The 16,135-nt window shown below is 68.3% G+C and carries 17 protein-coding genes and 1 tRNA gene; 8 read left to right on the top strand and 10 right to left on the bottom strand.

Going from position 1 to position 16,135, the window contains the following annotated elements; all coding sequences use genetic code 11:
- The first annotated feature begins 25 nt into the window (after positions 1 to 25).
- The 4 genes from ACQ5SP_RS04805 to aat all read left to right on the top strand — a co-directional run bounded on the left by ACQ5SP_RS04805 (position 26) and on the right by aat (position 3,485).
- Positions 26 to 787 carry a DsbA family protein gene (locus ACQ5SP_RS04805; protein WP_430936984.1) on the top strand — a complete coding sequence of 254 codons (762 nt, stop codon included), beginning with the start codon at positions 26 to 28 and terminating at the stop codon, positions 785 to 787.
- Between the two features lie 116 nt (positions 788 to 903).
- Complete coding sequence (accB, locus tag ACQ5SP_RS04800; RefSeq protein WP_430936982.1) at positions 904 to 1,407, top strand: acetyl-CoA carboxylase biotin carboxyl carrier protein; 504 nt, start codon at positions 904 to 906, stop codon at positions 1,405 to 1,407.
- 7 nt (positions 1,408 to 1,414) lie between these two features.
- A complete protein-coding gene (gene accC, locus ACQ5SP_RS04795) occupies positions 1,415 to 2,764 on the top strand; it encodes an acetyl-CoA carboxylase biotin carboxylase subunit (RefSeq protein ID WP_430936980.1) in 1,350 nt (449 codons plus the stop codon).
- 79 nt (positions 2,765 to 2,843) lie between these two features.
- Positions 2,844 to 3,485, top strand: a complete 642-nt coding sequence (gene aat, locus ACQ5SP_RS04790) for a leucyl/phenylalanyl-tRNA--protein transferase (RefSeq protein ID WP_430936978.1) — start codon at positions 2,844 to 2,846, stop codon at positions 3,483 to 3,485.
- On the opposite strand, the gene ACQ5SP_RS04785 is transcribed toward aat, so the two are convergent.
- The 8 genes from ACQ5SP_RS04785 to ACQ5SP_RS04750 form a co-directional block, all read right to left on the bottom strand.
- The gene (locus tag ACQ5SP_RS04785) at positions 3,428 to 3,820 is read right to left on the bottom strand and encodes a DUF2155 domain-containing protein (RefSeq protein WP_430936976.1); all 393 of its coding nucleotides are present in this window, start codon (positions 3,818 to 3,820) and stop codon (positions 3,428 to 3,430) included. The two genes, aat and ACQ5SP_RS04785, sit on opposite strands and share 58 nt — an antisense overlap.
- Positions 3,817 to 4,266, bottom strand: a complete 450-nt coding sequence (mlaD, locus tag ACQ5SP_RS04780; RefSeq protein ID WP_430936974.1) for an outer membrane lipid asymmetry maintenance protein MlaD — start codon at positions 4,264 to 4,266, stop codon at positions 3,817 to 3,819. The genes ACQ5SP_RS04785 and mlaD overlap by 4 nt, the downstream gene beginning before the upstream one ends.
- Positions 4,267 to 4,275: 9 nt before the next feature.
- The gene (locus ACQ5SP_RS04775; protein ID WP_430936972.1) at positions 4,276 to 4,659 is read right to left on the bottom strand and encodes an NADH:ubiquinone oxidoreductase subunit NDUFA12; all 384 of its coding nucleotides are present in this window, start codon (positions 4,657 to 4,659) and stop codon (positions 4,276 to 4,278) included.
- Positions 4,660 to 4,810: 151 nt separating this feature from the next.
- Positions 4,811 to 6,076: an ATP-dependent Clp protease ATP-binding subunit ClpX gene (clpX, locus tag ACQ5SP_RS04770; RefSeq protein WP_430936970.1), complete on the bottom strand. Its 1,266-nt coding sequence runs from the start codon at positions 6,074 to 6,076 to the stop codon at positions 4,811 to 4,813.
- A 151-nt stretch (positions 6,077 to 6,227) separates the two neighbouring features.
- The gene (locus ACQ5SP_RS04765; protein ID WP_430936968.1) at positions 6,228 to 6,854 is read right to left on the bottom strand and encodes an ATP-dependent Clp protease proteolytic subunit; all 627 of its coding nucleotides are present in this window, start codon (positions 6,852 to 6,854) and stop codon (positions 6,228 to 6,230) included.
- A gap of 247 nt (positions 6,855 to 7,101) precedes the next feature.
- Complete coding sequence (gene tig / locus ACQ5SP_RS04760) at positions 7,102 to 8,433, bottom strand: trigger factor (protein WP_430937177.1); 1,332 nt, start codon at positions 8,431 to 8,433, stop codon at positions 7,102 to 7,104.
- A gap of 25 nt (positions 8,434 to 8,458) precedes the next feature.
- A tRNA-Leu gene (locus ACQ5SP_RS04755) sits at positions 8,459 to 8,543 on the bottom strand.
- A gap of 134 nt (positions 8,544 to 8,677) precedes the next feature.
- Positions 8,678 to 10,243, bottom strand: a complete 1,566-nt coding sequence (locus tag ACQ5SP_RS04750) for an NAD(P)H-hydrate dehydratase (RefSeq protein WP_430936966.1) — start codon at positions 10,241 to 10,243, stop codon at positions 8,678 to 8,680.
- Positions 10,244 to 10,401: 158 nt separating this feature from the next.
- On the opposite strand from ACQ5SP_RS04750, the gene ACQ5SP_RS04745 reads away from it, so the two are divergent.
- Positions 10,402 to 10,740, top strand: coding sequence for a P-II family nitrogen regulator (locus tag ACQ5SP_RS04745; protein WP_430936964.1), 339 nt, complete (start codon positions 10,402 to 10,404; stop codon positions 10,738 to 10,740).
- Between the two features lie 53 nt (positions 10,741 to 10,793).
- Positions 10,794 to 12,200, top strand: coding sequence for a type I glutamate--ammonia ligase (gene glnA / locus ACQ5SP_RS04740; protein ID WP_430936962.1), 1,407 nt, complete (start codon positions 10,794 to 10,796; stop codon positions 12,198 to 12,200).
- Between the two features lie 157 nt (positions 12,201 to 12,357).
- On the opposite strand, the gene ACQ5SP_RS04735 is transcribed toward glnA, so the two are convergent.
- Complete coding sequence (locus ACQ5SP_RS04735; protein WP_430936960.1) at positions 12,358 to 13,152, bottom strand: heme-dependent oxidative N-demethylase family protein; 795 nt, start codon at positions 13,150 to 13,152, stop codon at positions 12,358 to 12,360.
- A 100-nt stretch (positions 13,153 to 13,252) separates the two neighbouring features.
- Here ACQ5SP_RS04735 and dddP point away from each other — a divergent pair, with 100 nt between their 5' ends.
- Both dddP and ACQ5SP_RS04725 read left to right on the top strand, forming a co-directional pair.
- Positions 13,253 to 14,581 carry a dimethylsulfonioproprionate lyase DddP gene (dddP, locus tag ACQ5SP_RS04730; protein ID WP_430936958.1) on the top strand — a complete coding sequence of 443 codons (1,329 nt, stop codon included), beginning with the start codon at positions 13,253 to 13,255 and terminating at the stop codon, positions 14,579 to 14,581.
- Between the two features lie 102 nt (positions 14,582 to 14,683).
- Entirely contained in the window at positions 14,684 to 15,907 is a 1,224-nt protein-coding gene (locus ACQ5SP_RS04725) for a bifunctional alpha/beta hydrolase/OsmC family protein (protein ID WP_430936956.1), read from the top strand.
- Here ACQ5SP_RS04725 and ACQ5SP_RS04720 read toward each other — a convergent pair.
- On the bottom strand, positions 15,879 to 16,135 hold a 257-nt coding region (locus tag ACQ5SP_RS04720; protein WP_430936954.1), incomplete at its 5' end, for a hypothetical protein. The genes ACQ5SP_RS04725 and ACQ5SP_RS04720 overlap by 29 nt on opposite strands.

The following is a 16,135-nucleotide window of genomic DNA, read 5'->3' as shown; positions in this document are numbered from 1 at the left end:
CAAGACCGCAAAGGACGAGACGCCGATGAAACGCCTTCTCACCGCGCTGGCCCTGGCCGCGCTGCCGCTGCCCGCCCTGGCGCAGAGCACCGACATGACCGACCTGAACGCCGCCGAGCGCGACGCGTTCCGGGCCGAGGTCCGCGCCTATCTGCTCGAGAATCCCGAGGTTCTGCTCGAGGCCATCGACCGGCTCGAACAGCGCCAGGCGGAACAGCAGCAGGCCAGCGACGCCAGCCTGATCGCGACCAACGCGGAGGCGATCTTCGCCGATGGCCACAGCTGGGTCGGCGGCAATCCGGACGGCGACATCGCCCTGGTCGAGTTCCTGGATTACCGCTGCGGCTATTGCCGCCGGGCCTATGACGAGGTGATGTCCCTGGTCGATACCGACGGCGATATCCGCTTCATCGTCAAGGAATTCCCCATCCTCGGCGAAGAGTCGGTCGCCGCCTCGCGCATGGCCATCGCCACCAAGATGGTCGCCGGCGACGAGGCCTATTACCGCGTCCATGACGCGCTGATGACCTTCAACGGCCGGATCACCGAGAATTCCCTGACCCGGCTCGCCGAGCAGCTCGATCTCGACGCCGATGCGATCATCGACCGGATGGACAGCCCCGAGATCACCGAGATCATTGAGGAAAACCGCGCGCTGGCCCAGCGGCTCCAGATCACCGGGACGCCGACCTTCGTGCTCGAGGACCAGATGCTGCGCGGCTACGTCCCGCTCGAACAGATGACGATGATGGTCGACCGGGTCCGCGACGCCGCGGCCGCCGAATGATCCGCGGGCCGATTTTTTCCGTCTATGCTTTTCACCCCGGGCCGCCTTGCGTATAAGCGTGGGCGACCCGGGAAAAGCCTGCGCCAGACAGGCTCGCAAGAACGATCGAGGATTCCATGACCAAGAAGTCCCATGACTCGGACGTCGCCTTCATCCAGGCGCTGGCCGAATTGCTGCGCGAAAACGACCTGACCGAGCTCGAGGTCCACCGGGACTACGGCGAGGACGACAGCCTGAACGTGCGCGTGGCGCGCCAGGGGCAGACCGTGCAGGTCAGCGCCCCCGCGCCGATGCCGGCCCCCGCCGCCCCCGCGGCCCCGGCCGCGCCCGGGGCCGAGCCGCCGGCCGCGCCGTCCGCGGGCGCGGCGGAGGATCCCGCGCAGCATCCGGGCGCGGTGACTTCGCCGATGGTGGGCACGGTCTACCTGCAGCCCGAGCCAGGCACGCCGGCCTTCGTCAAGGTCGGAGACAGCGTCGACGAGGGTCAGACCCTGCTGATCGTCGAGGCGATGAAGACGATGAACCACATCCCCGCGCCGCGCGGCGGGACGGTGAAGCGCATCCTCGTCGAGGATGGCACGCCGGTGGAATTCGGCGCCCCCCTGATGATCGTGGAGTGAGGCGCGCATGTTCTCGAAGGTCCTGATCGCCAACCGGGGCGAGATCGCCCTGCGTGTGATCCGCGCCTGCCGCGAGATGGGCATCCGCTCTGTCGCGGTGCACTCCACCGCCGACGCGGACGCGATGCACGTGCTCATGGCCGACGAGAGCGTCTGCATCGGCCCCGCGTCCAGCGCGCAGAGCTATCTCTCGATCCCCGCCATCATCTCCGCCTGCGAGATCACCGGCGCCGAGGCGATCCACCCCGGCTACGGCTTCCTGTCGGAGAACGCCAATTTCGTGCAGGTGGTCGAGGATCACGGCCTGACCTTCATCGGTCCCCGGGCGGAACATATCCGCATCATGGGCGACAAGATCACCGCCAAGGAGACGATGAAGCGTCTCGGCGTGCCCTGCGTGCCGGGCTCCGAGGGCGGCGTGGCGGATGTCGAAGAGGCCCTGAAGCTGGGCGACGAGATCGGCTACCCGGTCATCGTCAAGGCCACGGCGGGCGGCGGCGGACGGGGCATGAAGCTCGCCCGCTCGCGCGATGAGCTGACCCACGCCTTCCAGACCGCGCGATCCGAGGCCAAGGCCGCTTTCGGGAACGACGAGGTCTATATCGAGAAATACCTCGCCCGGCCCCGGCATATCGAGATCCAGGTCTTCGGCGACGGCAAGGGCAACGCCGTGCATCTGGGCGAACGCGACTGCTCGCTGCAGCGTCGCCACCAGAAGGTCTTCGAAGAGGCCCCCGGCCCCGCCATCGACGCCGAGACACGCGCGCGGATCGGCAAGACCTGCGCCGATGCCATCGCCGAGATCGGCTACGCCGGCGCCGGCACGATCGAGTTTCTCTACGAGGACGGCGCGTTCTTCTTCATCGAGATGAACACCCGGCTCCAGGTCGAACACCCGGTGACCGAGGCCGTCTACGGCGTCGACCTCGTGCGCGAACAGATCCGCGTCGCGGCCGGCCAGCCGATGCATTTCACCCAGGACGACCTGAGCCTGCAGGGCCATGCCATCGAGGTGCGGATCAACGCCGAGAAACTGCCGAATTTCTCGCCCTGCCCCGGCAAGGTCACGACCTTCCACGCACCGGGCGGGCTCGGCGTCCGGATGGATTCGGCGCTCTATTCCGGCTACGCGATCCCGCCCTATTACGACAGCCTGATCGGCAAGCTGATCGTCAGCGGCTTCGACCGCGAAGAGGCGCTGGCGCGGCTCAAGCGCGCGCTTGGCGAACTGATCGTGGACGGGGTCGACACGACCGTGCCCCTGTTCCACGCGCTGGTGGAGGAGCCCGATATCCAGAAGGGCGACTACAACATCCACTGGCTCGAGAAATGGCTCGAGACGAACCTGGGCGGCTGACCCTGGCGGATACCGCGCGGGCGGCGGCGTGCGCGTCCCGCGCCCCGGTCCCCGGCCCGATACGGAGGCGGCGGTCCCGATGAGCCAGGCCATCACGCCGGAACTGCTGCTCAAGGCCTATGCCGCCGGGATCTTCCCGATGGCCGAGGGGCGCGACGACCCCGAGGTCTTCTGGGTCGATCCGCGCCGCCGGGGCATCCTGCCGCTTGACGGCTTCCACGTCTCGCGCAGCTTGCGCCGCCGCATCCGCCAGCGCCCTTTCGAGATCCGCGTGGACAGCGATTTCGAGGGCGTGTTGCGGGGCTGCGCCGACCGCCCGGAGACCTGGATCAACGACGAGATCTTCGCGCTCTACGTCCGGCTGCACGCGATGGGGCGCGCCCATTCCGTCGAGGCCTGGGAGGGCGGACAACTGGTCGGCGGGGTCTACGGCGTGGCGCTTGGCGCGGCCTTCTTCGGCGAAAGCATGTTCTCTCGGCGCAGCGATGCCTCGAAGATCGCGCTGGCCTATCTCGTGGCGCAGCTCAGGGCCGGCGGCTTCACGCTGTTCGACACGCAGTTCACCACGGCGCATCTGGAACGGCTCGGCGCGATCGAGATCAGCCGCGCCGCCTATCACCGCCGGCTGGCGGAGGCGCTGTCGCGCGGGGCGGATTTCCGCGCTCAGTCGGCGGAGGTCTCCCCGGAGGAGGTTCTGCAGCTGATCACCCAGACGTCGTAGCGCGGGTGGTCCAGCGCCATCAGCGCCGGCGAGGAGGCGATCATCCAGCCCTCGAAGCGCGGCGCGTCCAGCCCGTCCTCGTCTATCGTCAGGAAGGCGAAAGCGTCGCTGGCCGGCGATTCCGACGGGTAGCGGCATTCGCCGAGCGTGATCGCGAGGTCGCGGTAGCGCACCGTTTCGCCCGGCGCGATCTCGATGTCGGTCAGCGCGCCGGAGACGCGGTCCAGACCGCGCAGCAGCGCGCCCTCGGGGGCGGTGCTGACATCGGGGGGCTGCTGGGCCTCGGCCCCGCCGACGCCCAGCGCGAGCGCGATCAGGGCCGCCGGGGCGATCATTGCTCCTGGTCGCCCGAGACGAGCTTCATCATGAGCGATATCAGGCTCACCGAGCCCTGCGTATCCTCGATCTCGGTGCCCGGCTCCAGGTTGAAGGGGGCGCCGCCCGGCAGGATCTCGATGTAGTTTCCGCCAAGAAGCCCGTCCTGGCTGACCAGGATCGCGCTGTCCTCGGGAATCTCCACCGCGTTGGGGATCGAGACGGCCGCCTCGGCGCGGAAGGTGCGCGGGTTCAGCTCGAGGCGGGTGACCGTGCCGATCTTGACGCCGGCGAGCCGCACCTCGGTCCCGACGGAGATGCCGTCGGCCGACCGGAAACTCGCGGTCAGTTCGTAGCTGTCCTTCTTCGGCGCGATCCCCGTGGCCTCGGTCGCGAAGAAAAGGAAGCCTGCCGCGAGCGCGATCACGAGCGCGCCGATGATGGTTTCAGTGGTGTTCTCGGACATGGGCTGCCGTCACTCCGGCTGCCAGGCCTCGTAATCGCTGCGCTCCACCGGGTCGGCGGTGCGCAGCGACCCGGCCGGCGCGTAGGCCGCCGGCGTGCCGGTCAGGTTTTCCTGGTGGGGCTTTTCCCACGACTTGTGCGGCAGCGGGGTCTTGCTGGGCGGCTCGTCCCAGGTGAAATGCAACCAGCCATGCCAGTCCGGCGAGACGCGGCTCGCCTCGGCCTCGCCGTTATAGATCACCCAGCGCCGCTTGCCGTCGCGTGTCTCGTAGAACGCGTTGCCCTGCTCGTCCTCGCCGACCAGCTTGCCCTTGCGCCAGGTATAGAGCTGGGTGTTGAGCGTCTGCCCGTTCCACCAGGTCACCGCGCGCAGGAGTGTCTTCAGGATACCCATCGGCCTCTCCAAGATTCCGTAGCCCCGATATGGACCATGTGCGGCGCAAGGTCCAGTGGGAACCCCGCGTGCGCGGGGCCTTGCCGGGCCGCGAAAGAAAAAGGGGCGGCCCGCATCCGCGCGCCGCCCCGTGAACCCGTGCAGAAACGGCTCAGCCCGCGCTGGTGCCCTCTTTCTTCTGCTCGGTATAGATGAAGAGCGGCTTGGCCTCGGAGGTGACGGCCTCCTCGTTGACGACCACCTCCTCGACGTCGTCGAGGCTCGGCAGGTCGTACATCGTGTCGAGCAGGATATCCTCCATGATCGACCGCAGCCCGCGGGCGCCGGTCTTGCGCTCGATCGCGCGCTGCGCGATGGCCTTCAGCGCATCCTCGGTGAAGGTCAGCGCCACGCTCTCGAGCTCGAAGAGCCGCTGGTACTGCTTGACCAGCGCGTTCTTGGGCTGGGTGAGGATCGTGACCAGCGCCTCCGCGTCCAGGTCGGTCAGCGTCGCGATCACCGGCAGGCGGCCGACGAATTCCGGGATCAGGCCGAATTTCAGCAGATCCTCGGGTTCGAGATCCGACAGCGTTTCGCCGACCTGCCGCGCTTCCTCGTCCTTGACGTCGGCGCCGAAGCCGATCGCCGAGCCTTTGCCGCGCTGCGCGATGATCTTGTCGAGCCCCGCGAAGGCGCCGCCACAGATGAAGAGGATGTTCGTCGTGTCCACCTGCAGGAATTCCTGCTGCGGATGCTTGCGCCCGCCCTGCGGCGGCACGCTGGCGACCGTGCCTTCCATGATCTTCAGAAGCGCCTGCTGCACGCCCTCGCCCGACACGTCACGGGTGATCGAGGGGTTGTCGGACTTGCGCGTGATCTTGTCGACCTCGTCGATATAGACGATGCCGCGCTGCGCACGCTCGACGTTGTACTCGCTGGCCTGCAACAGCTTGAGGATGATGTTTTCCACGTCCTCGCCGACATAGCCGGCCTCGGTCAGCGTGGTGGCGTCGGCCATAGTGAAGGGCACGTCGAGGATCCGCGCCAGCGTCTGCGCCAGCAGCGTCTTGCCGCAGCCCGTCGGGCCGATCAGCATGATGTTCGACTTCGACAGCTCGATATCGGCGGATTTCGAGGCGTGGTTCAGGCGCTTGTAGTGGTTGTGCACGGCAACCGACAGCACCCGCTTGGCATGGGCCTGGCCGATCACGTAGTCGTCCAGAACCTCGCAGATATCCTTGGGCGACGGCACCCCCTCGGTGGACTTCAGCCCGGTCGACTTGGTCTCTTCCCGGATGATGTCCATGCAGAGCTCGACGCATTCATCGCAGATGAAAACGGTCGGCCCGGCGATGAGCTTGCGCACCTCGTGCTGGCTCTTCCCGCAGAACGAGCAGTAGAGCGTGTTCTTCGAGTCGCTGCCGCTGTTATTCGCCATCAGTTACCTCAGATCGGTTCGCCCGGTCCGCCGGGCAAGCGTGTGTTCCGCGTCGCGGCCGTGCTCGTATTCAAGCTTAGGACAGCCATCCGACAGGGACAATGCCCTTTTGATCGCCGCCCCGGGGGCGTTTTCGCGCGGACCGGGGGGATCAGCTTTCCCCCGGCGTGCCGCGGTTCTCGACGATATCGTCGACGATGCCCCAGTCCCTGGCCGCTTCGGCGGTCATGAAATTGTCGCGCTCGAGCGCCTGTTCCACCGCCTTGATCTTCTGACCGGTGTGATGGACGTAAATCCGGTTCAGGCGGTCGCGCAGCTCGAGGATTTCCTTGGCGTGGATCGAGATGTCGGTCGCCTGGCCCTGGAAGCCGCCGGACGGCTGGTGCACCATGATCCGCGCGTTCGGCAGCGCGAAGCGCATGCCCGGCGCCCCCGCGGCCAGCAGCAGCGAGCCCATCGAGGCCGCCTGCCCCACCACCAGGGTCGAGACCTTCGGCTTGATGTACTGCATCGTGTCGTAGATCGACAGCCCCGAGGTCACCACCCCGCCGGGGCTGTTGATGTACATCGAGATTTCCTTGGACGGATTCTCGGCCTCGAGATACAGCAGCTGCGCCACGATCAGGGTCGACATGCCGTCATGCACCGGCCCGGAAACGAAGATGATCCGCTCCTTCAGGAGGCGCGAGAAGATGTCGTAGGCGCGCTCGCCGCGGGAGGTCTGTTCGACCACCATCGGGACGAGGGTGTTCATGTAGGTGTCGATCGGATCTTGCATCTCGTGCCTGCCTGTCGCTGTTGTCCGGCCCTTGGGGCTAAAGGTGTAGTTGGCCTCGGGGGGGACTTCAAGGAGCCGCGCCGCCCGCATGTCGAAAATCGTCACGACCGCGCCGGGTCTAGGTCATCCGGGTTGACACGGCGCGAAGCCGCCGTGCGGCGGCGCCATCCCGGCATGGAAAGGGCCCCGCGGCGCGTGCCGCGGGGCCCCGTCATGTCGCCCGGCGCCCGGGGCGCCGGCGGCGGGATCAGTCGTCGTCGAGCGAGTCGACGGCCTTTTGCAGATCCTCCTTGGAGACCTCCTTGTCGGTCACCTCGGCCAGCTCGAGGATGTAGTCGACGACCTTGTCCTCGAAGATCGGCGCGCGCATCTGCTGCTGCATCTGCTGGTTCTGCTGGACGAACTGGAAGAACTGCTGTTCCTGGCCGGGGTATTTCCGCGCCTCGGTCAGGATCGCCTGGGTCATTTCCTGGTCGGTGACCTCGATCTCGTTCTGGTTGCCCAGCTCGGCCAGCAGGAGACCCAGCCGCACCCGCCGCTCGGCCAGCTTCTGGTGCTCCTCGGTCGGCTCGATCTCGCCGTGATCATGGCCCTGCACCTCGGGGTTTTCCTCGTGCCAGAGCTGGTGGGCGATCTGCTTGGCCTCGGTCTCGACCAGGGTCGGCGGCAGGTCGAAATCGACGATCTCGTCCAGCTTGTCGAGCAGCTTGCGCTTGGTGACCTGGCGCGCGGCCTGCTGGTATTCGGCCGACAGGCGCTCGCGGATCTTCTCCTTCAGCGCGTCGAGGCTCTCCTCGCCGTAACGCTTGGCAAGCTCGTCGTCGATCTCGGCGGCCTTGGGCGCCTTGACGGCCTTGACCGTGGTCTCGAAGACCGCGTCCTTGCCGGCCAGGTGCTCGGCCCCGTATTCCTCGGGGAAGGTGACCTTGACCTCCAGCTCCTCGCCGGCCTTCACGCCGACGAGCTGTTCCTCGAACCCCGGGATGAAGGAGTTCGAGCCCAGCACCAGCGGGTAGTCCTCGGCCGCGCCGCCCTCGAAGGCCTCGCCGTCGACCTTGCCGACGAAGTCGATCACGACCTGGTCGCCGTCCTTGGCCTTGGAGCCCTTGCGCCGGTCGTCGAAATCCTGCGCGCTCTCGGCAAGATTCTTCAGCGCATCGTCCACGTCGGCGTCGTCCACCTGGACGACCATCCGCTCGAGCGAGATGCCCTTCAGCTCGACCTCGGGAATCTCGGGCAGCTTCTCGTAGGACAGCTCCACCTCGACGTCGTCGCCTTCCTTCCAGTCCTCGTTGGTCATCTTGACCTCGGGCTGCATGGCCGGGCGGTCGCCAGTGTCCTCGAAATGCTTGTTCATCGCGCCGTCGACGGCTTCCTGCATCGCCTCGCCCAGCACCTGCTGGCCGAACTGCTTCTTCAGCAGCGCCAGCGGCACCTTGCCCTTGCGAAAGCCCTTCATCTGAACCTCGGGCTGGGCCTCGGCCAGCTTGGCATTGACCTTGTCGTCAAGCTCCTGGGCCGTCAGCATCAGCTTGTATGCCCGCTTCAGACCTTCGTTCTGGGTCTCGGTGACCTGCATGTCGTCCTCGTCCTTCATTCATCCGTGGTGCGGGTGGAGGGACTTGAACCCCCACGCCTCGCGGCGCCAGAACCTAAATCTGGTGCGTCTACCAGTTCCGCCACACCCGCAAAACCTCGAAGGCAGCCCCCCGCCGGAAGCCGCCTCCTGAAATCCGCCTCCCTTTAGCAAAGGCCCGTGCGGGATGCGAGAGGAAAAAGCGCCCGCACCGCCGGGCCGGGCACGCCGCCTGCCGCGCGCCTGGTCAGAGCCCGAGACCGCGGAAGACGGCCGGCAGCGCCTCGGGCAGATCCTCGGCGATCAGGCCGGCGCCGACATGACGCGCCGCCGCCGCGTGGAGCCAGGCCGCGGTCGTCCCGGCCTCCAGCGGGTCGAAGCCCCGCGCCATGAGGCCCGCCGCGATCCCGGTCAGAACGTCGCCCGCCCCCGCCGTGGCAAGCCAGGGTGCGGCTTGCGCGTAGCGCGCCGAATGCAGCGCCGCGCGCCCGTCGGGCGCGGCGACGACCGTGTCGGCCCCTTTCAGCAGCACCGTGGCCCCCGCCCGCGCCGCCGCGGCGCGCACCGCGTCGACCCGGGAAAAGGCCGCCCCGTCGACCGGCGACTCCGAGACCCGCGCCACGATATCGGGGAAAAGCCGGGCGAACTCGCCGGCATGCGGGGTCAGCAGACAGCGATCGTGGAGCGCCCCGAAAAGCGTCTCGGGCGCGTCGGAAAACCCGGTCAGCGCATCGGCATCGAGCACGGTGCCCCGCCCCGCGCCCAGCGCCGCCAGGACGCGGCCGCGTGCCCCGTCGTCGAGGCCCAGCGCCGGGCCAAGCCCCAGCGCGTTGAAGCGGCGGTCGCCGAGCAGCGCCGCCAGCCCCGCGGCGTCGCGCAGCGGGTGCAGCATCACCGCGTCCAGCCGGGCGGCGTTTTCCTGCAGCGCGGCCGGCGGGCAGGCCAGCGTGACCAGCCCCGCGCCGGCCCGCAGCGCAGCGCGCGCGGCCATGCGCGCGGCGCCGCCCCGCCCCGGACCGCCCGACAGGATCACCGCATGGCCATGGCCGTATTTGTGCGCCGCCGATCCCTTGGCGAGCCGCTCCAGCGGCAGCGCGTCGCGATCGACCAGGCGGCAGACCTCTGCCGGTCGGTCCGCGGCCCAGGCCCGCACATCCGCATCGAGGCCGATCGGGACGACGGCCAGCGCCGCGCTGCGCTCGGCGCCGGGGCCGCTGTGATGGCCGATCTTGGCGCGTTCGAAGGCGACGGTCAGCCCCGCCCGCACCGGCGGGAACGCCCCGGGGACGCGCAGCGGCCCGCCATCGGCGTCCGCGCCGCTCAGGATGTCCACGGCGAGGATCGGGCAGTCGGCGGCGCGCCCCAGCACCTGCGCGACGAGGCCCGGCACGGGCCGCGCCAGCCCGGTGCCGAAGAGCGCATCCACGACCAGCGGGCCGCCGGCGAAGGCGGCGCCCCCGGCCGCCTCCAGCGGCTGGACGGTGCCGCCGGCCTCGGCCTCCCAGCGGCGGCGGTTCGCGGCCGCGTCCGGCGGCAGGCGATCCGGGTCGCCGAAGAGGTAGAGCGCCACCGACCAGCCCCGCCCCGCCAAGAGCCGCGCGATGACGAACCCGTCGCCGCCATTGTTTCCCGGCCCCGCCAGGACGACGGCGCGGTGCCCCTGCCCCGCCCGGCACTCCGGCCAGTGCGCGAGCGCCGCCTCGACGGCGCCGCGGCCGGCCCGCTCCATCAGCTCCAGCCCGCTGACCCGGCCGCTTTCGATGGCGGCGGTTTCGACGGCCTTCATCTGGGCCGATGTCAGGATTTCGGTCATGATTTCAAAAACTGCCCGCACATCATGCGATTTGCACAAAAATTAAGCAGGACGCCGAAATTCACCTTCGCCGCCCCGGCGCGGCAAGCCTAGCCGATTGCGGGGGGGCGGTGAAAGTGCTGAGACCCCTGAGACCACAGCGCAAGGAGCCCGGACCGATGAAGAAGATCGAGGCGATCATCAAGCCGTTCAAGCTCGACGAGGTGAAGGAAGCGCTTCAGGACGTCGGTATCCAGGGGCTCTCGGTGACCGAGGTCAAGGGCTTCGGCCGCCAGAAGGGCCACACCGAGCTCTATCGCGGCGCGGAATACGTCGTGGACTTCCTGCCCAAGGTGAAGATCGAGGTGGTGCTGTCCGACGACCAGGTCGAAACCGCCTGCGACGCCATCGTCGAGGCCGCGAAGACCGGCAAGATCGGCGACGGAAAGATCTTCGTCTCGCCCGTCGAGCACACCATCCGCATCCGCACCGGCGAAACCGGTGAAGAGGCGCTCTGAGCCACACAGATCCAGAAACGAACCGAATACCACTGAAAGAGGGAAGAGGTCACATGAGCAATGCTGACGTTCTGAAGATGATCAAGGACGAGGAGGTCGAATACGTCGACATCCGCTTCACCGACCCGCGGGGCAAGCTCCAGCACGTCACCGTCATGGCCGACCAGGTCGACGAGGACTTCCTGGAAGAGGGTTTCATGTTCGACGGCTCGTCGATCGCGGGCTGGAAGTCGATCGAGGCCTCCGACATGAAACTGCTGCCGGCGCCGGACTCGGCCTATATCGATCCGTTCTACGCCGAGAAGACGCTCTGCCTGCACTGCACGGTCGTCGAACCCGACACCGGCGAGCCCTATCACCGCGACCCGCGCGGCACCGCCGAGAAGGCCGAGGCCTACCTGAAGTCCAGCGGTATCGGCGACGTCGCCTATTTCGGCCCCGAGGCCGAGTTCTTCCTGTTCGACGACGTCCGCTTCTCCAACGAGATCAACAAGGTCTCCTACGAGATTGACGCGATCGACGCGTCCTGGAACACCGACACCGAGTACGAGATGGGCAACATGGGCCACCGTCCGGGTGTCAAGGGCGGCTACTTCCCGGTGAACCCGATCGACGCCGGCCAGGACATCCGCTCCGAGATGCTCTCGACCATGAAGCGCCTCGGCATGAAGGTCGACAAGCATCACCACGAGGTGGCCTCCTGCCAGCACGAGCTGGGCCTGATCTTCAGCTCGCTCACCGACCAGGGCGACCAGCTGCAGAAATACAAGTACGTGATCCACAACGTGGCCCATGCCTACGGCAAATCGGCCACCTTCATGCCGAAGCCGATCTACGGCGACAACGGCACCGGCATGCATGTCAACATGTCGATCTGGAAGGACGGCAAGCCGCTCTTCGCCGGCGACAAATACGCCGATCTGAGCCAGGAGGCGCTCTACTTCATCGGCGGCATCCTGAAGCACGCCAAGACGCTGAACGCCTTCACCAACCCGTCGACCAACTCCTACAAGCGCCTAATCCCGGGCTTCGAAGCCCCGGTGCTGCGCGCCTACTCGGCCCGCAACCGCTCGGGCTGCGTGCGGATCCCGTGGACGGAAAGCCCGAAGGCCAAGCGCGTCGAGGCCCGCTTCCCGGACCCGTCGGCGAACCCCTACCTGTGCTTCTCGGCGCTGCTGATGGCCGGGCTCGACGGGATCAAGAACAAGATCGATCCCGGCGACGCGATGGACAAGAACCTCTACGACCTGCCGCCGGAAGAGCTGGAAGGCATTCCGACCGTCTGCTCGAGCCTGCGCGAGGCGCTGAACGCGCTGGAAAACGACCACGAGTTCCTGCTGGCCGGCGACGTCTTCACCAAGGACCAGATCGACGGCTACCTCGAGCTGAAGTGGGAAGAGGTCTACGCCTTCGAACACACGCCGCACCCGGTCGAGTTCCAGATGTACTACAGCTGCTGAGCGCGACCCGCGCGACGGCGACACAAGGATCGGAAAGGGGCCCCGCGGGGCCCCTTTCCCATTGCGGCGCGCGGATGCGCGCCACGCCTCTGCACGCGCGGCCCGCTGGGCCGCGCAGCCTCCGGCGGGGATATTTCCGGAACGATGAAGCCGTGGCTCAGGCGGCCGTGACCGGGTGCGCCGCGAGACCAGCCCGCTGCGCCGCGGTCAGCCGCGCGAGCGGCACCACGTAGCTGTGGATCGAGAAGACCACCGCGCGAGTCTCCGGCAGGCGCAGCAGGCACTGGCGTTCCGCCCGGAGATAGCGCGCCTTGCCCCCGGGCGGCGCGGGACGGGGGTCGGTCTCTCGGCGCGGCTGGTGCAGCTCGGGATCGGCATAGAGCAGCGCGTTGGCACGCCAGAGCGGCTGCTCGGGACGGATGGCGTCGAAGAGCCGGTCCACCCGGCGCGCCAGGTCGGGCGTGTAGGCCGCGACCGGCCGGTGAATCCGGTCGAGCGGGCGCAGGAACTTTTCCTCGAGCGACCAGCTCGCCGGAAAGCAGAGCACCGCCCCGGTCAGCACATGGGCGCCGTCGCGCTTCTCCACCAGGCAGAGATCTTCCTGCACGAGCCGGCCCGCCGTGATCAGCGGGCGGGTCCGGTCGATCGGAACCGTGACGCCGTCGGGGCGGCGCAGCGCGCCGGTGCGGCGCTCGAAACCGGGCAGCCGGGCCAGCTCGGCCAGCACCCGGTCGAGCAGTTCCCCGGCCGCGGGCCGCGCGGCGGGCGCCAGGGCATGCACGGTGGCGGGGACCTCCGCGATCAGGCGGTCGCGGTAGCCCATCTGCGCGGCGTAGCGCTCATCAAGCTGGAGCCAGGCCGCCGGGTCCAGCGGCTGGATCCCCGGCAGCCGGCGGGTGGCCGGCGCCATCCAGGCCGCGACGGGCAGGCTGTCCTGGCAGATGACGGGCATTGTTCCCTCGACAATCGCGCGAATGCGACATTTGCAGGCCGAAAACTGAATGGCAAGCGGCCCCGGCCGGGCGCAGCATGGCCGCAGGAGGACGGCGGCCATGAACGAGCATTTCCGCGACACCCGCAAGATCGACCCCGGCCGCGGCGCGGAACTGGGCGACGGCACGCCCAACGATGCCGACCGGGTCGAGATCGGTCCCACGCCGCTGGCCTTCGCGGAATGGGAAGCCGCCGGCCTGGAGCTGCCGGACCTGGCCGAGATGCGTGCCTTTCGCTGGCGGCGGCTGACGCGGCACATCGTCGAGCGCGGCTACGGCGGGCTGCTGATGTTCGACCCGCTCAACATACGCTACGCCACCGACACCACCAACATGCAGCTCTGGAACACCCACAACCCGTTCCGCGCCTGCCTGCTCTGCGCGGATGGCTACATGGTGCTCTGGGACTACAAGAACGCGCCTTTCCTGGCCGATCACGCGCCGCTCGTGCGCGAGGTCCGGTCCGGTGCGTCGATGTTCTACTTCGCCACCGGCGATGCCGGCCAGGCCGCGGCGCACGACTTCGCCGGGCAGGTCGCCGAGGTGATGGCGGCCCATGCCCCGGGCGAGACCCGGCTTGCCGTCGACAAGATCCTGGCCCGTGGCCTGCGGGCGCTGGAAGCGGCGGGTTTCGAGATCATGGACGGCGAGGAAGTCACCGAAAGATCCCGCGCCGTGAAAGGCCCCGACGAGATCCGGGCGATGCGCTGCGCCGTCAATGCCTGCGAGATGGCGATGGCCGGGATGGAAGCCGCCTGCGAGCCGGGCCTGACCGAGGACGACGTCTGGGCCGTGCTCCACGCCGAGAACATCCGCCGGGGCGGCGAATGGATCGAAACGCGCCTGCTGACCTCGGGGCCGCGAACCAACCCATGGTTCCAGGAATGCGGGCCGCGCAGGATCCGGAACAACGAGATCGTGGCCTTCGACACCGACCTGATCGGCGCCTACGGCATCTGCGTGGACATGTCGCGCACCTGGTGGGTGGGCGACCGCAAGCCGCGCCGCGACATGATCGACGCGATGCGCCACGCCCATGATCACATCACGGAAAACATGGCGCTGCTGCGGCCCGGCGTCACCATCGCCGAGCTGGTTCACGGCGGCCACCGGCTGGGCGACGCCTACTGGGCGCAGAAATATTCCTGCAAGTTCCACGGCGTGGGCCTGTGCGACGAATGGCCCCTCGTCAGCTATCCCGACCATTGGGTCGAGGGCGCCTGGGACCACGCGCTCGAACCCGGCATGGTGCTCTGCGCCGAGGCGCTGGTCAGCCCCGAGGGCGGCGATTTCTCGATCAAGCTCGAGGACCAGGTGCTGATCACCGAAACCGGCTTCGAGAACCTGTCGAGCTATCCCTTCGACCCGCGGTTGATGGGCGTCTTCTAGGGTCTCACGCCCGGTCACCTTGGCGTGGGCCGGCGCGCGCGGCGGTTGCGGATCACGCGCACCGCGCCCATTCTCGGGCCAGTCCCGCGGAGAGGAGCCTTCATGCCCACGGAAAAATTCACCTTCACCGGCCATTCGGGCGCGACGCTGGCCGCCCGGCTGGACCTGCCGGACGGGCCACAGCTCGCGACGGCGCTCTTCGCGCATTGCTTCACCTGCTCGAAGGACATCCCGGCCGCCAAGCGCATTTCCGGCCGGCTGGCGGCGATGGGGATCGCCGTGCTGCGGTTCGACTTCACCGGGCTGGGCCATTCGGAGGGGGAATTCGCCAACACGACCTTCACCTCGAATGTCGCGGACCTCGTCTGCGCGGCCGAGGCGCTGTCCGGGCGTGACATGGCGCCCGCGCTGCTGATCGGGCATTCGCTGGGCGGCGCGGCGGTGCTGAAGGCGGCGGGCCGGATCGACAGCGCCAGGGCCGTCGCCACCATCGCCGCCCCCTACGACCCGGGGCATGTCATGCATAATTTCGACGACGCGCTGGACCGGATCGCCGCCGACGGCCGCGCCGAGGTCGAGCTCGGCGGGCGGGCCATCACGATCGGGCGCGACTTCGTCGAGGACGTGAAGGCCGAATCGCTCGGCCCCGCCATCGCCGGGCTGAAACGCGCGCTGCTGATCCTGCACGGCCCGCGCGACGCGGTCGTGGGCATCGACAACGCGACCGAGATCTTCAAGGCCGCCCGGCATCCCAAGAGTTTCGTGACGCTGGACGACGCCGATCACCTGATCCGGCGCGGCGCGGATGCCGAGTATGCCGCCGAGGTCATCGCGGCCTGGTCGCGCCGGTATCTCGACCTCAGGGCCCCGGCCCCGCCCCCGGGCGCGCCCGAGGGCGTCACGCGGGTGTCGGAAGCCGATCCCGACGGGTTCCTACAGGACATCCAGGCCGGGCCGAACCACCACCTGCAGGCCGACGAGCCGGAAAGCTACGGGGGCACGAACCGGGGGCTCACCCCCTACCAGTTCCTGGCCGCCGGGCTCGGCGCCTGCACCTCGATGACGATCCGGCTCTACGCGCGGCGCAAGGGCTGGCCGCTCGACCATGTCAGCGTCGACGTCACCCATGACAAGGTGCACGCGCAGGACTGCGGCGATTGCAACGAGAAGAGCGCCGAGAAGATCGACGTTTTCTCGCGGCTCATCCGGCTCGAAGGCGCGCTCTCCGAAGACCAGCGCCGCAAGCTGCTGGAGATCGCGGACCGCTGCCCGGTGCACCGGACCCTGGAGGGCAGGATCAGGATCGAGACCGCGCTTTCAGGCTGACGAGGCGCAGCAGCTTGGCCGCCAGCAAGAGCCACGGCACGCCATGGAGCGCGAGATCGAAGATATCGATGGGGCGGGACAAGTTGCCCGCGGCCAGCATCTTGAGCTTTTCCCAGACATGCGGCTCCGGCGTGAAGGGTGCCAGCCCGAGCGTCAGCGCCATCACCAGCGCCACGGTCAGCGATATCCGGTCGAGGATCTGCATCGGCTCCGGGGGGCTGGGAAAGG

It is taken from the genome of Rhodovulum sp. YNF3179, assembly GCF_050586465.1.
Classification (GTDB): domain Bacteria; phylum Pseudomonadota; class Alphaproteobacteria; order Rhodobacterales; family Rhodobacteraceae; genus CAJXYS01.
This window is presented reverse-complemented; position numbering and strand designations above follow the sequence as displayed.